The 14,242-nt window shown below is 69.0% G+C and carries 13 protein-coding genes; 1 reads left to right on the forward strand and 12 read right to left on the reverse strand.

Features of this window, described 5'->3' with window-relative positions; translation table 11 throughout:
- Nucleotides 1-85: 85 nt before the first annotated feature.
- Genes nusB through JVH1_RS00765 form a run of 3 tightly spaced genes read right to left on the reverse strand, consistent with a single transcriptional unit; the run spans nt 86 to nt 2,297 of the window.
- The gene (gene nusB / locus JVH1_RS00755) at nt 86-595 is read right to left on the reverse strand and encodes a transcription antitermination factor NusB (protein ID WP_009480418.1); all 510 of its coding nucleotides are present in this window, start codon (nt 593-595) and stop codon (nt 86-88) included.
- Nucleotides 596-1,159, reverse strand: coding sequence for an elongation factor P (gene efp, locus JVH1_RS00760; protein WP_009480417.1), 564 nt, complete (start codon nt 1,157-1,159; stop codon nt 596-598).
- 34 nt (nt 1,160-1,193) lie between these two features.
- A complete protein-coding gene (locus JVH1_RS00765; protein WP_009480416.1) occupies nt 1,194-2,297 on the reverse strand; it encodes an aminopeptidase P family protein in 1,104 nt (367 codons plus the stop codon).
- Between the two features lie 135 nt (nt 2,298-2,432).
- On the opposite strand from JVH1_RS00765, the gene JVH1_RS00770 reads away from it, so the two are divergent.
- Nucleotides 2,433-3,179: a B-4DMT family transporter gene (locus JVH1_RS00770; protein ID WP_043782735.1), complete on the forward strand. Its 747-nt coding sequence runs from the start codon at nt 2,433-2,435 to the stop codon at nt 3,177-3,179.
- Between the two features lie 88 nt (nt 3,180-3,267).
- On the opposite strand, the gene aroB is transcribed toward JVH1_RS00770, so the two are convergent.
- From aroB to JVH1_RS00815, 9 genes are all read right to left on the reverse strand, one after another.
- On the reverse strand, nt 3,268-4,380 hold the full coding sequence (gene aroB / locus JVH1_RS00775; RefSeq protein WP_029537754.1) for a 3-dehydroquinate synthase: 1,113 nt from the start codon (nt 4,378-4,380) through the stop codon (nt 3,268-3,270).
- 65 nt (nt 4,381-4,445) lie between these two features.
- Nucleotides 4,446-4,952: a shikimate kinase gene (locus tag JVH1_RS00780; RefSeq protein ID WP_005241678.1), complete on the reverse strand. Its 507-nt coding sequence runs from the start codon at nt 4,950-4,952 to the stop codon at nt 4,446-4,448.
- A 38-nt stretch (nt 4,953-4,990) separates the two neighbouring features.
- The gene (gene aroC, locus JVH1_RS00785; protein WP_009480413.1) at nt 4,991-6,178 is read right to left on the reverse strand and encodes a chorismate synthase; all 1,188 of its coding nucleotides are present in this window, start codon (nt 6,176-6,178) and stop codon (nt 4,991-4,993) included.
- 74 nt (nt 6,179-6,252) lie between these two features.
- A complete protein-coding gene (locus JVH1_RS00790; RefSeq protein ID WP_043782768.1) occupies nt 6,253-6,912 on the reverse strand; it encodes an A24 family peptidase in 660 nt (219 codons plus the stop codon).
- Nucleotides 6,913-6,946: 34 nt separating this feature from the next.
- Nucleotides 6,947-7,774 carry a shikimate dehydrogenase gene (locus JVH1_RS00795; protein ID WP_011598857.1) on the reverse strand — a complete coding sequence of 276 codons (828 nt, stop codon included), beginning with the start codon at nt 7,772-7,774 and terminating at the stop codon, nt 6,947-6,949.
- Nucleotides 7,764-9,503 (reverse strand): endolytic transglycosylase MltG, encoded by a 1,740-nt coding sequence (locus tag JVH1_RS00800; protein ID WP_009480410.1) that lies wholly within the window; start codon nt 9,501-9,503, stop codon nt 7,764-7,766. Before JVH1_RS00800 ends, JVH1_RS00795 begins: the two co-directional genes overlap by 11 nt.
- Nucleotides 9,500-10,036, reverse strand: coding sequence for a Holliday junction resolvase RuvX (ruvX, locus tag JVH1_RS00805; RefSeq protein ID WP_009480409.1), 537 nt, complete (start codon nt 10,034-10,036; stop codon nt 9,500-9,502). Before ruvX ends, JVH1_RS00800 begins: the two co-directional genes overlap by 4 nt.
- A 2-nt stretch (nt 10,037-10,038) precedes the next feature.
- Entirely contained in the window at nt 10,039-12,711 is a 2,673-nt protein-coding gene (gene alaS / locus JVH1_RS00810) for an alanine--tRNA ligase (protein ID WP_009480408.1), read from the reverse strand.
- A gap of 88 nt (nt 12,712-12,799) precedes the next feature.
- Entirely contained in the window at nt 12,800-14,236 is a 1,437-nt protein-coding gene (locus JVH1_RS00815) for a replication-associated recombination protein A (protein WP_009480407.1), read from the reverse strand.
- Nucleotides 14,237-14,242 lie beyond the last annotated feature (6 nt).

Raw genomic sequence — 14,242 nt, forward strand, 5'->3', positions numbered from 1 at the left:
CAGCTTATCAGCGCGTCGACTGCGCCAGGCCCGGACCCCTGACCTGCGGGCCCGCGCAGTCACGGGCCCGCAGCGGGACACGAACTTACGAACCGGCGTCGTTCGACTCGCCGCCGGCGGTCTCGGTGCGCCGCGACGTCGCGGCCGCAGCCGACCGCACCTGCGGCGCCACCAGCACGACCTGACCGAGGATGCCGTTCACGAACCCCGGCGACTCGTCGGTGGACAGCTGTTTCGCCAGCTCCACCGCCTCGTCCACGGCCACGACCGGAGGCACGTCGGTGGCGTGGAACAGTTCCCACACGGCGATGCGCAGGATGGCGCGGTCGACGGCGGGCAGCCTCTCCAGCGTCCAGTCCTGCAGGTGGGATCTGATCACCTCGTCGAGGCGGTCCAGGTTCTCCGCCACCCCGGTCACCACGGTGACGGTGTACGGAGCAACCGGCGCCACGGAGTCGTCCTTGCCGGACAGCTCCGCGCGTTCGGTGGCGAGATCGACCGGATCGAGATCTCGCGCCTCGGCCTCGAAGAGGAAATCGACGGCGCGCTTGCGGGCCTTGTGCCGTGCGCCGAGTTTCTTATGCGTACCGGACACTCAGGAATTCACACGCCCGAGGTAGTTGCCGTCGCGGGAATCGACCTTCAGCTTGTCACCGGTGTTGATGAACAGCGGCACGTTGATCTCGGCACCGGTCTCGAGGGTGGCGGGCTTGGTGCCACCGGTGGAGCGGTCGCCCTGCAGACCGGGATCGGTGTGCTGGACCACCAGTTCGACGGTGACGGGCAGTTCCACGAACAGCGGGACGTCCTCGTGCGTCGCAACCTGCACGGCCATGTTCTCGAGCATGAAGCGTGCACCGTCGCCGACGGTGGCCTCGCTGATCGAGATCTGGTCGTAGGTGTCGCCGTCCATGAAGATGTAGTCGGTGCCGTCGTGGTACAGGTACGTCATGTCGCGGCGGTCGACCGTGGCCGTCTCCACCTTGACGCCGGCGTTGAACGTCTTGTCGACGACCTTGCCCGAGAGCACATTCTTCAACTTGGTGCGCACGAACGCGGGACCCTTGCCGGGCTTCACATGCTGGAACTCGATGATCGTCCACAGCTGGCCCTCGATCTGCAGGACCAGGCCGTTCTTGAAATCACTAGTGGAAGCCACTTGCTTCGCGTCTCCTCGATAAGGTCGAAACCGTCTACACGACAGTCAGGTCTTTGGTGGTGAGTGTGAGCAGCTCCGGTCCCTGCTCACGAACCACGAGCGTGTCCTCGATCCGCACGCCTCCGCGCCCGGAGAAGTACACGCCCGGCTCGACGGTCACCGCCGCACCGTCCAGAAGTGTACCGGTGCCGAGCTTGCCGATTCCCGGAGCTTCGTGGATCTCCAGGCCGACGCCGTGTCCGAGCCCGTGCAGGAACAGTTCCCCGTAGCCCGCGTCCTCGATGACCCGGCGGGCGGCACCGTCCACGGCGGACACCTCGGCGCCCGGGCGCAGCGCGTCCCGCCCGGCCTCCTGCGACCGCGCGACCAGCGCATACACGTCCCGTTGCCAGTCGGCGGCCTGCCCCAGGACGTACGTTCTGGTCATGTCCGAGTGGTATCCGCCGACCTCGGCGCCGAAGTCCAGCTTCACGAAGTCGCCGCCGGCGAGGACTGCCTCGGTGGGGCGGTGATGCGGGATCGCCGAGTTGGCGCCGGCCGCGACGATGGTCTCGAACGAGATGCCGTCGGCGCCGTGCGCGAGCATCAGCGCCTCCAGTTCCCGGCCCACCTCCTTCTCGGTGCGTCCAGGGCGGAGGCCACCACGTTCGATCAGGTCGGCGAGCGCGGAGTCGGCGGCCGTGCACGCCGCCCGCAGCAATCCGACCTCGAAATCGTCCTTCACCATCCGCAGTTCCTCGACGAGACCCGGAACGGGATCGAGCCGCGCGTCCGGCGCGAGCACCGACCAGGCCGCGAACTCGTCCACCGTCACGACGTGGCTCTCGAACGCCAGCGAGGACGGGCTCCGCCGTCCCACCGATTCGATGAGGTGCGCGGCGCTGGCGCGGGCGATCTCGGCGCGCAGATCGGGAACCTGTTCCCCGACTTGCGTGAGGTAGCGGCCGTCGGTGCAGATGACGGTGCGCTCCTCGGCCCCCTCGGCGTCGGCGGCGTGCACGAGCAGGGCTGCGTTGGATCCGGTGAACCCGGTGAGATAGCGGATGTTCACCAGATTCGTCACCAGAAGTGCGTCGAGATCCCGGGCGGCGAGGGCCGCGCGCAGCGCCGCGCGCCGCGAACCATGATCAGCAGGCATGTCGTCAAACGTACCGGCAAATCGCCACCCGGAGGGCGCGGATCGACGGCACCCGTCCGGTGGCGAGAACGGGTTTCAGAGCGCGCCGTGTGGGTTAGACCACACGGGTGAAAACCCGCTCGTTACGCTGTGCCCATGAATGCGTGGGTGGTACGCGGCCTCGGCATGGCCCTGATACATGTTTTCGTTCGTGTGATCCTCGGTGTGTCGATCACACAGTGGCCCCTTCAGGGATCCGCTCTGAGATGGCTCGCACTGCTGGTCGTCGTGTTCGTGGCGCTGATCTGGGCCGGCATCGACGGCATCCGGGACCGTCGCCGGAACCCCGAGCCGGAGGACGGCGCCGACCTGACGATGCTGTGGCTGAAGGCGGCCCTGCTCGGCGGCATCGTGGCGGGTATGGGGAGCTGGCTGGCCAACCTGATTCCGTCCCTCAACGTCACCCAGAACTCGTTCTTCTTCGAGATCACGTCCGGGGCCGCGTTCACGGTCCTGCTGATCTTCGTGCCTGCCATGCTCGCCGTGTTCCTCGGCCGGTTCTTCGTCAGCCGCGAGTCCAGGAAGACGGAGAAGGACCGCAGCGAGCGTCACCCGGCGGCGCGCGGCGCCGGAACGGCCGCAGGGGCCGCAGCGGGGGGAACCGCAGCAGCAGCCGTCGCCGACGACGAGGGCTACGGACAGAACTATCCCGGTCAGGCCTACGAGCAGACCGCGGACACCGGTTACGCCGGTTCCGACGCCGACACGGCCGTCTTCGAACCGGTGCACAACTACCGTGAGGACACGTCCGACCTCGATCAGCCGCAGGGTGCGGACACCGCGTGGCAGGACCCTGTGGACCTCGGGAAGCGCACCACCGACGACCCTCGCCGCGGCGAGTAACACCTCTCGGCTTCACCACACCCGACAGACGACGCGGCGGTGTGAGCGCACTCGCTCACACCGCCGCGTCTCGCTTCGTGCCGCTACGTCACAGCAGGACGGCACCACCGGTGCCCGGCTTCTCCTCCCGCGCCACCGCGGAGTACGCGGCCACGAGCAGAGACGGGTCCGGGCCCTCGAGCCGCCCCGGCTTCGCGAGCCCGTCGAGCACGACGAACCGCAGAACGCCCGCCCGGTTCTTCTTGTCGGTCTGCATCCCCTCGACCAACTGGCCGAACGCGTCCGCGTCGTACGTGGTGGGCAGACCCACCAGTTCCAGGATGGTGCGGTGCCGGTCCGCCGTCACATCGTCCAGGCGCCCCGCCAGACGCCCCAGCTCCGCCGCGAACACGAGCCCGACGGCGACCGCCGCACCGTGGCGCCAGCGGTAGCGCTCACGCCGCTCGATCGCGTGCCCGAGGGTGTGCCCGTAGTTCAGGATCTCCCGCAGATCGGACTCGCGCAGATCGGCGGCCACGACCTTGGCCTTGACCTCCACGGACCGCCGGATCAGTTCGGGCAGAACGGTTCCCGTCGGGTCCAGGGCGGCCTCGGGATCCTTCTCGATGAGGTCCAGGATCACCGGGTCGGCGATGAAGCCGGTCTTCACGACCTCCGCCATTCCGGCGACGATCTCGTTGCGGGGCACCGTCTCCAGCGTCGCCAGGTCGATCAGCACCGCCGACGGCTCGTGGAACGAGCCCACCAGGTTCTTACCGGCCTCGGTGTTGATGCCGGTCTTGCCGCCGACCGCCGCATCCACCATCGCGAGCAACGTCGTGGGCACGTGGATCACGCGCACACCGCGCATCCACGTCGCCGCGACGAACCCGGCGAGGTCGGTGGCCGCGCCACCGCCCAGGCTGACCACGGCGTCGCTGCGGGTCAGCCCGATACGGCCGAGGACCTCCCAGCAGAATCCGGCCACGGCCAGATCCTTGCCGTCCTCCGCGTCCGGAATCTCGATGCGGTGCGCATCGATTCCCTTTTCGGCGAGCGCCGCGCGCACCGCCTCCGCCGTCTCGGCCAGCGGCGGCTGATGGAAGATCGCCACCGTCCTCGTGCCGGTGAGTTCGTCCACCAGCTCGCCGAGCAATCCGCGCCCGATGATGACCGGGTAGGGGTTCGCCGTCTGCACCTGTACGCGTACCGGTTCGGTCACTGTCTGCTGCTCCGCTCCGTCTTGTCCGAGATTCTCGGATGTCTCTGTTCCGCCGGGGCCGCCGATCACTCGGCGAGTTTCGCCACCAGCTGCTGCACCACGCGGGCGGGACTCCGCCCGTCCGTGCGTATCCGGATGGACGCCACCTGCCGGTACAGCGGTCGGCGCTTGCGCATCAACTCGGTGTACTTCTGGCGGGGGTCGCCACCGGCGAGAAGGGGGCGCGCGGTGTTGGTCCCCGTGCGCTTGAGCCCCTCGGCCACGCTGATCTCGAGATAGATCACGGTGTGGCCCTTCAACAATTCCCGGGTCCGCTCGGAGAGGATGGATCCACCGCCGAGCGACACGATCCCCTCGTGGCTCTCGATGGCCTTCCGGACGATCTCTTCCTCGAGGGCACGGAAGGCGGGTTCGCCCTCCTGGACGAAGATCTCGGCGATCGTGCGTCCCGCCTCTTCCTCGACCGCCACGTCGGTGTCGAACAGCGGAAGGTCCAGGGCCTGCGCGAGGCGCCGCCCGATCGTGGACTTACCCGCGCCCGGGGGGCCGACGAGCACGGCTTTCGGTGCCATCATCCGTCACCGCCCCGATGCGACGGCAGACCGGGTGGTCATCGCGCGAGCCGGGCTGCGACGCCCGACGCGTAGCGCTCGTAGTTGGCGGTCGTCTCGGCAACCGAGTCGCCCCCGAACTTCTCGAGTGCCGCCTGGGCGACGACCAACGCCACCATCGCCTCGGCCACGACACCGGCCGCGGGCACCGCGCACACGTCGGACCGCTGGTGGATGGCCACGGCTTCCTCACCGGTCGACATGTCGACGGTGGCCAGCGCGCGCGGGACCGTCGAGATCGGCTTCATCGCCGCGCGCACGCGGAGCGCCTCCCCGTTGGTCATGCCGCCCTCGAGGCCGCCCGCGCGGTTGGTCGAACGCAGGATTCCGTCCGGGCCCGGACGCATCTCGTCGTGCGCCTGGCTGCCGCGACGGCGCGCGGTCTCGAAGCCGTCGCCGACCTCGACACCCTTGATGGCCTGGATGCCCATCAGGGCGGACGCGAGACGGGCGTCGAGGCGGTCCGCGCCGCTGATGAACGATCCGAGACCCACAGGGAGACCGTGGATGACGACCTCGACGACCCCGCCGAGGGTGTCGCCGTCACGCTTGGCCGCCTCGATCTCGGCGATCATCGATTCCTCGGCGGCCTTGTCGAAGGCGCGTACCGGGCTGGCGTCGATCGCCGCCAGATCCGACGCGGTGGGTTCGGGGCCGACGTACGGGTCGGACGCGCCGATGGAGATCACATGGGACAGCACCTCCACGCCGAACACCTGGCGGAGGAAACTGCGGGCGAACGTCGCGGCCGCGACCCGTGCCGCGGTTTCGCGTGCGCTCGCGCGTTCGAGAACCGGGCGGGCGTCGTCGAATCCGTACTTGAGCATGCCCGAGTAGTCGGCGTGACCGGGGCGCGGGCGGGTCAGTGGCGCATTCCGCGCCTGGTCGGCGAGCAGTTCGGCGTCCACCGGGTCCGCGGACATGATGGTTTCCCACTTGGGCCACTCCGTGTTACCCACCTCGACGGCGATCGGTCCGCCGAGTGTCCGCCCGTGGCGCACACCACCGACGATGGTGACCTTGTCGGCCTCGAACTTCATCCGCGCGCCGCGGCCGTAGCCGAGACGGCGTCGCGCGAGTTGGGTCGAGATGTCCTCGGACGTCACTTCGACGCCCGCGACCATCCCCTCGAGCATCGCGACGAGGGCGGGACCATGGGATTCTCCGGCAGTTATCCAGCGCAGCACCCCAATATCCTTCCATGTCGCCGCGCCCGGCAGTGACGGTGGTCCTCCCAACCGTGTGCCGGGCGCGGACTCGTTCAGGTGACGTGCGCGGCGAACAGCGCAACCAGTGTCGCGGCACACATGGCGGGGCCGTGCGGGAGCGGCGGCGGCGAACCCCGGGTGGCGAGAACGATGCAGCCCACCAGCGCTGTCAGCGCCGGCGCGAGCCCCGCCGCGAGCACCCAGGCTTCTCCCCCGGCGAGCCCGGCGGCTGCGCCCACCCCGAGGGCGAGTTTCACGTCACCCGCACCGACCGCCCCGGGGGCGCCGAGGTACAGGGCGAGATACGCCGAAGCCAACAGGAACCCGCCGATCACGGCTGTGGCCGCGGATCCGGTCGCGGCGCCGACGCCGACGATCGCGAGGAAGCCGGGCAGGGTCAGCAGGTTCGGCAGCTTCCGCGCACACAGGTCGGTGGCGGCGAGACTCACACACCACCACCAGAACGCGAGCGCACACGGCAGCATCCCCGGTGTGGATGCGGTGGTACCGGCCCAGACCGTGGCGGGGACGCCGACAGCGCACACCGCCTCGCACCAGCCCGCCCGCACCGTGCCCACGAACAGGCCGGCCGTCCGGCGGGCTGCCCATCCCGCACCCGCACCCGCCACCACACTCGCCGCGATCAGCCACCACATACCGAGCAGCATGCGTGACCTGATCACCGTGTCGATCACCGTGACCTGGCACGACAGTCGACCTGTGGATGGCGGTCCGGCCTGTGGACAACTAGCCCAGAGCGGCCGCCATCGCCTCGCGCGGCGCCGGGCGACCGGTAAACTGCTCGACCTGCCCGAACGCCTGGTGCAGGAGCATCGAGAGTCCGCCGACAACGGTGCCGCCCGCCGCCTCGACGGCCGCTGCCAGCGGGGTCGGCCACGGATCGTAGATCGCGTCGAGCACGAACGGCGCCCGCCCGAGAATGTCCGCGTACTCGGTGATCGCGGCGGAGGGAACGGTGCTGACGAGCGCGGCGGCCGACGCGCACCGAGCACCGAGTTCCGGGCTGTCGAAGCCGAGCAACCGGACGTCGAGTCCCACCGATTCCGCGCACCCCAGTGCACCTGCCGCGCGACCCGCGTCGCGTGCCACCACGGTCACCGATTTCACGCCCATGTCGGCGAGCGCCACGAGCGCGGGTCTGGCCGTTCCCCCGGCGCCGACGACGACCGCCTCGGTGCCCGCGATGGTTCCGACACCACCCGCGATGAGAGCACCGCTGACCCCGTCGACGTCGGTGCAGTCGGCACGCCAGCCACCCTCGATACGGACGAGGGTGTTCGCGGAGCCGATCACCACGGCCCGTTCGGTGCGCTCGGACGCGAATTCGAGTGCGGCGATCTTGCCCGGCATCGTGACGGACAGCCCGACCCATTCCGGGCCGAGCCCGGACACCAGGCCGGGTAGTCGCTCCCCGTCGCACTCGATCCGGTCGTACGTCCACCCGGTGAGACCGAGCGCCCGATACGCCGCGAGGTGCAATTGCGGCGAGCGCGAATGCGCGATCGGGCTGCCCAGTACCGCAGCTTTGCGTGCGGTCACCACTTCATCGTCCACTGTTGAGAATCCCGTTGTTCAGAGCCTGGTCGATATTGGCCAGGTGTTCGTCGTAGCTCTTCGTGAACAGGGTGGTGCCCTTCGAATCGACCGTCACGAAGTAGATCCAGTCGCCCGGTGCCGGTTGTTCGACGGCCTGCAACGCCCCGATGCTGGGCGAGGAGATCGGCGTCGCGGGTAGACCGGGGCTGGCGTACGTGTTCCAGGGTGTCACCTGTGCGCGGTCGGCGTCGGTGGTGGCCAGTTCGGTCGTGTCGAGCGCGTAGTTGACCGTCGAGTCGAACTGCAACGCCTGGTTGACGGCGAGCCGGTTGAGGATGACGCGAGCGACCTTGGAGAAGTCGTCCGGCATCGCCTCCCGTTCCACCAGGGACGCCGCGATCAGCATCTTGTACGGCGTGAGTCCGACCTGGTTGCCCGCGGTGAGGATCCCGGTCTTCTCGTAGCTCGCGGAACTCTCGGTGACCAGCCTCTGCAGAATGGCGGCGGGACCGGCGGTCGGATCGAAATCCCAGCTGCCCGCGGCGATGAGGCCCTCGAGCTGACGATCCCGGTCCGGAACACCGGCGACCGCGTCCTTCGCCCAGTCGGGAACCCCGAGCGCGGACAGGTCGCCCGCACCGGCGGCGTTGAGGTCGTCGTAACCGATGCACTGCTCCTGGCCGGCCTCACCGATACAACTGGCCTCGGAGATCAGGGTGTAGATCCCCTTCTTCTTGGCCCCGGTCTGCACATCGGTGGTGTCGTGGAGTTGCCTGCCCTCGGAGATGATCATCTGCCCGACGCGGGAGGTGGGGTCGATCAGTTCCTGCACGGCGTCATCCGCCGGAATCTGGGTCGAGAGGCTGTAGAAGCCGGGTTGCACCGAGTTCATCGCGTTGCTCTGGACCGCGGCGTTGAAGAAGGCCGATCCGCTGGCGACGACGTCCCGCTCGGCCAGAGTGGAGGCGATCTCCTCCGCGGTGTCGCCGGGATGAACCTGCACGACCACGTCGGGACCACCCGGGCCCGCGTAGTCCGCAGGGGCGTCGGGACCGCCGAAGAACATCTTGCCGCCGACGAACACGACGCCGATCAGCACTGTCAGCACCGTCGCGGCTGCGAGGACGCCGAACAGCTTGCCTCGGCGTGCGCGTCCTGTGGCCTGTTTGCGCCGGCGGGCCTGCGTGCGGGCGTGGGCGCGAGTCGGCGGGATCTCCTCGGGGATCGCCGAGATTATCTGTGTCTCGGCCTCCGCGAACGCGACATCGGGCTGGTCGGGCGGTGTGTCGTAGCGGTCGTCGGGATGGGTGTAGGAACCGTACTGCTCGTCGACGTACGCGGGCTCTTCGACGTAGGCGGGCTCGTCGTACGCGTGGTCGTCGGCTGCCGGTTCCCGGTAGGCGCGGGCGTCGCCGTACGAACGGGGACCGTATCCGTCCTCGTAGACGGGCTCGGGGTCGAACGGTTGCTCGTACACCGGGCGCTCGTACACCGGGTCCTCGTACACCGGGTCCTCGTACACCGGCTGCTCGTACACCGGCTCCGTGTAGTGGGCGGGGGGTTCGTCGACGTCACGGTCGTCGTACACCACCGCGTGGCGCCCCGTGGTGACGACGTCGTCGTCCTCGGGGGGCGGCGCGTAGTCGACCTGGTCGTCGTCCTCGTCGAGGTAGCGGTGCCGTCGGGGTTCGCGCGGGACGTACTGGAATTCGGGTCGCTCACCTGCGGGTCGCCGATGATTGCTCACTGGCCCCCCTCCGGTAGCTGCGCGTCCCCACCTGAATCCCCTGCATTCACCGACCTGCTCCGCTCGTCCAACCATCCCTGCAAGATCGCCACCGCCGCAGCCTGGTCGATCACAGGACGCTGGCCCCTCGCACTGACACCGCTCTCGCGAAGCGCCCGCGCGGCAGTGACGGTCGTCAGACGTTCGTCCGCCATCCGCACCGGTATCGGGTCGACCTTCCTTCGCAATCGCTTCGCGAACACAGTAGCGATCGAGGCGGCCTTCCCCCGTTCACCCCGCAAGGTCTGCGGCAGACCGACGATAACCTCCACGGCCTCGTATTCCTCGACAATGTCGGCAATGCGCCGGATATCCGGCGCGTCGGGTCCCCGTTCCTTGGACCGGGGCACCGTCTCCACGGGGGTGGCGAGGATCCCGTCGGGGTCGCTCGACGCGACCCCGATCCGGACGCTGCCCACATCGATGCCGATGCGCCGACCACGCCCAGGGTCGTCGACTCCCGGTCGATCCGGACCCTGTTCCGCGTGATCCACCGCTACTGGCTCCCCACCTTGTCCGCCACTTGTCCCCGGACTGCGTCGAGGGCAGCCGCAATTCCGCTGGTGTCCGAACCGGAGCCCTGTGCCATGTCGGCCTTTCCGCCTCCGCGGCCGCCGATCTTCGGACCGAATCCCTTCACGAGGTCGCCGGCCGCCAGGCCGAGTTCCTGTGCCGCCTTGTTCACGGCCACCACGAACGGAACCTTGCCGTCGACGTCGCCGAGCAGCGCGACCACGGCGGGCTGGGTGCCGAACCGGCCGCGGATGTCGGTGACGAGCCCACGCAGGTCGTTGCCGCCGACACCGGCCGGGGCGGAGTCTGCGACCAGCAGCACCGGCCCGACCCTCTGCGCCTTGTCGACGAACGTGCCCGCCGCGGCGAGAACCGCCTGCGCGCGGGTCTGCTCGAGTTCCTTCTCCGCCACCCGGAGTCGCTCCACCAGCGCCTCGACGCGGGCAGGCACTTCTTCCGAGGGCACCTTCAGCGACGACGACAGACCGGCGAGGAGCGCGCGTTCCTTGGCCAGGTAGCGGTACGAATCGAGCCCGACGTACGCCTCGACGCGGCGCACACCGGAACCGACGGACTGCTCACCGAGCAGGGTGACGTTGCCGATCTGCGAGGAGCTGCCCACGTGAGTTCCACCACACAGCTCCATCGAGAACGGTCCGCCGATCTCGACGACCCGCACCTCGTCGCCGTAGTTCTCGCCGAACAGCGCCATCGCGCCCATCGACTTCGCCTTGTCGAGATCGGTGACGAACGTGTTCACCGAGTAGTCGGCGGCCACCGCCTCGTTCGCGACGACCTCGATGTCCTGCTTCTGCGCTTCCGTCAGCGCGCCCTGCCAGGAGAAGTCGAAACGCAGGTAGCCCGGCTTGTTCAGCGAGCCGGCCTGAACCGCGTTGGGGCCGAGCACCTGTCGCAGCGCGGCGTGCACCATGTGGGTGCCGGAATGCCCCTGCGTGGCACCCTTGCGCCACGCGGCGTCGACCTGCGCGAGCACGACGTCACCCTCGGTGAGCTGACCCTCCTGCACGGTCACCTTGTGGACCCACAGCTTCTTGGCGATCTTCTGGACGTCGTTGACCTTCACCCGCAGGCCCGGGCCGGTGAGGGTACCGAGGTCGGCGATCTGGCCACCCGCCTCCGCGTACAGGGGGCTGCGGTCGAGGATGACCTCGACGTCCTGGCCCGCCGTCGCGACGGGGACCCGCTGCCCCTGCGAGATCAGCGCGAGAACATGTGCCTCGGAGACCAATTCGTGGAATCCGGTGAATTCGGTGGGTCCGCGGTCGAGGAGTTCCTTGTAGACGGTCAGGTCGGCGTGCGCGTGCTTACGGGCCTGGGCGTCGTCCTTCGCGCGCTGCCGCTGTTCCGCCATCAGCGTGCGGAAGCCCTCCTCGTCGACGGTCAGGCCGGCCTCGGCCGCCATCTCCAGGGTCAGGTCGATCGGGAAGCCGTACGTGTCGTGGAGCGCGAACGCCTGGTCGCCGCCGATCGTCGACTTGCCGGACGCCTTCACCGACTCGGCGGCGCCTTCGAACAGCTTCGAGCCGGACGTGAGGGTTTTGAGGAACGCGGTCTCCTCCCCCACCGCGACCGTCTCGATGCGGCCGAAGTCGGTGTCGAGGACCGGGTAGGACGGCGCCATCGTGTCGCGGACGACGGTGATGAACTCACGCATGCTGGGCTTGTCGGCGCCGAGCAGCTTCGCGGACCGGACGATGCGCCGCAGCAGGCGGCGCAGGACGTAGCCGCGCCCGTCGTTGCCGGGGTTCACGCCGTCGGCGATGAGCATCGCCGCGGTGCGCGCGTGGTCGGCGATGACCCGGAAGCGCACGTCGTCGTCGTGGACGGCGCCGTACTTGCGGCCCGACAGTTCCTCGGCCTTCGCGATGACCGGGCGCACGAGGTCGGTCTCGTACACGTTGTCGACGCCCTGGAGCAGGAACGCGACGCGCTCGACACCCATGCCGGTGTCGATGTTCTGCTTCGGCAGCGGGCCGAGGATCTCGAAGTTGTCCTTGCTGATGCCGAGGCCACGCTCGTTCTGCATGAACACGAGATTCCAGATCTCGATGTAGCGGTCCTCGTCGGCCTCCGGGCCGCCTTCCTTGCCGTACTCGGGGCCGCGGTCGTAGTAGATCTCCGAGCACGGGCCGCAGGGGCCGGGAATGCCCATGGACCAGTAGTTGTCGGCCATGCCGCGGCGCTGGATCCGCGATTCGGGAACGCCGACCTCGTCGCGCCAGATGTCGCGGGCCTCGTCGTCGTCGAGGTAGACCGTCACCCAGATGCGCTCGGGATCGAAGCCGTAACCCCCGTCGTCGACGCTCGAGGTCAGCAGCGCCCACGCATGCTTGATCGCGTCGCGCTTGAAGTAGTCGCCGAACGAGAAGTTGCCGGCCATCTGGAAGAACGTGTTGTGCCGTGTGGTGATGCCCACATTCTCGATGTCGAGGGTGCGCACACACTTCTGGACACTGGTCGCCCTCGGGTACGGCGGCGTCTGCTGGCCGAGGAAGAACGGCACGAACTGCACCATCCCGGCGTTGACGAACAGCAGGTTCGGATCGTCGAGAATCAGCGAGGCGCTGGGTACCTCGGTGTGGCCTGCCTTGACGAAATGGTCGAGGAAGCGCCGGCGAATCTCGTGGGTCTGCACGTCAGTGATCCTTATTGTCTGTCTCGAGGGCAACGATGGGTCGAACAAGCGGAGCGAACCACGCGTCCACCGCGCAGTTCGGCATCATTCAGCTTAACCGGCCACCCTGACGGTTCGTGCCGCGGACGATGGCGCGCAATTTGTCCACACGCCCCGCGATGTCCCGCTCACCGCCGTGAGTGGTGGGCTGGTAGTAGTCGACACCGACCAGCTCGTCCGGCGGATACTGCTGCGCCAGTACCCCGTCGGGATGATCGTGGGGATAGCGGTACCCGACGGCGTTGCCGAGTTTCGCCGCCCCCGCGTAGTGGCCGTCGCGCAGGTGCGGCGGGACGAGCCCGGCGTTTCCGGCCGCGACATCCGCCATCGCGGCACCGAGCGCCGCGATGACGGCCCCCGACTTGGGTGCGGTCGCGAGGTGGATCGTGGCCTGGGCGAGGGCCAGGCGGGCCTCGGGCATCCCGATCAGCTGTACTGCCTGCGCGGCGGCGGTCGCGGTCTGCAATGCGGTGGGGTCGGCCATCCCGATGTCCTCGCTGGCATGGACGACCAGCCGCCGCGCGATGAAGCGGGGGTCCTCGCCCGCCGTGAGCATCCGGGCCAGGTAGTGCAGGGCGGCGTCGACGTCCGAACCGCGGATCGACTTGATGAAGGCGCTGATCACGTCGTAGTGCTGATCGCCGTCACGGTCGTAGCGGACGGCCGCCTTGTCGACGCTCGCTTCCACGGTCGCGAGGTCCAGCAGCACCGGACGGTCCGTGTCACCGGCCTGGTCGAGCGCAGCGCCCGCCGCCGCCTCGAGCGCGGTGAGCGCCCGGCGGGCGTCGCCGGCCGCGAGGCGCACCAGATGGTCCATCGCGTCACCCGCGATCTCGATCTCCCCGCCGAGACCCCGCTCGTCGGTGCGGGCCCGCTCCAGGAGGTTCTCGATGTCGTCCGCCGTCAGCGACTGCAGTTGCAGGACGAGCGAGCGAGACAGCAGCGGGGACACCACGGAGAACGAGGGATTCTCGGTGGTGGCAGCCACGAGGAGCACGATCCGGTTCTCCACTGCCGCCAGCAGGGCGTCCTGCTGGGTCTTCGAGAAGCGGTGCACCTCGTCGATGAACAGCACCGTCTGCTCGCCCGCGAGCAGGCGGCGGCGGGCCAGTTCGATGACGCCGCGCACTTCCTTCACCCCGGCGGACAACGCGGACAGTGCCTCGAAACGGCGGCCGGTGGCCCCCGAGATCAGCGACGCCAGCGTCGTCTTGCCGGTGCCGGGCGGACCGTACAGCAGGACGGACGCGGCCCCCGACCCCTCCACGAGGCGCCGCAGCGGCGCACCGGGGCCCAGGAGATGCTGCTGCCCGACCACCTCACCGAGCGTCCGGGGACGCATGCGCACTGCCAGCGGTGCGTGGTGGTCGAGCGACACGGGACCGGGAACCGATCGCGGGGCCGACGCCGCCTCGTCGGGCTGCGCCGTCTCGAACAGGCCTGCCGACTCGTCCTCGCCGACATCCGAACCGAAAAGATCGCTCACAAGTTC

This window comes from Rhodococcus sp. JVH1 (assembly GCF_000280725.2).
Classification (GTDB): Bacteria; Actinomycetota; Actinomycetes; order Mycobacteriales; family Mycobacteriaceae; genus Rhodococcus_F; species Rhodococcus_F jostii_A.

What these genes read in the sequence shown, in the direction of transcription:
- JVH1_RS00770 (WP_043782735.1), top strand. Translation starts at nt 2,433, where the DNA reads ATGAATGCGTGGGTGGTACGCGGCCTCGGCATGGCCCTGATACATGTT.
- JVH1_RS00780 (WP_005241678.1), bottom strand. Translation starts at nt 4,952, where the DNA reads ATGGCACCGAAAGCCGTGCTCGTCGGCCCCCCGGGCGCGGGTAAGTCC.
- JVH1_RS00765 (WP_009480416.1), bottom strand. Translation starts at nt 2,297, where the DNA reads ATGCCTGCTGATCATGGTTCGCGGCGCGCGGCGCTGCGCGCGGCCCTC.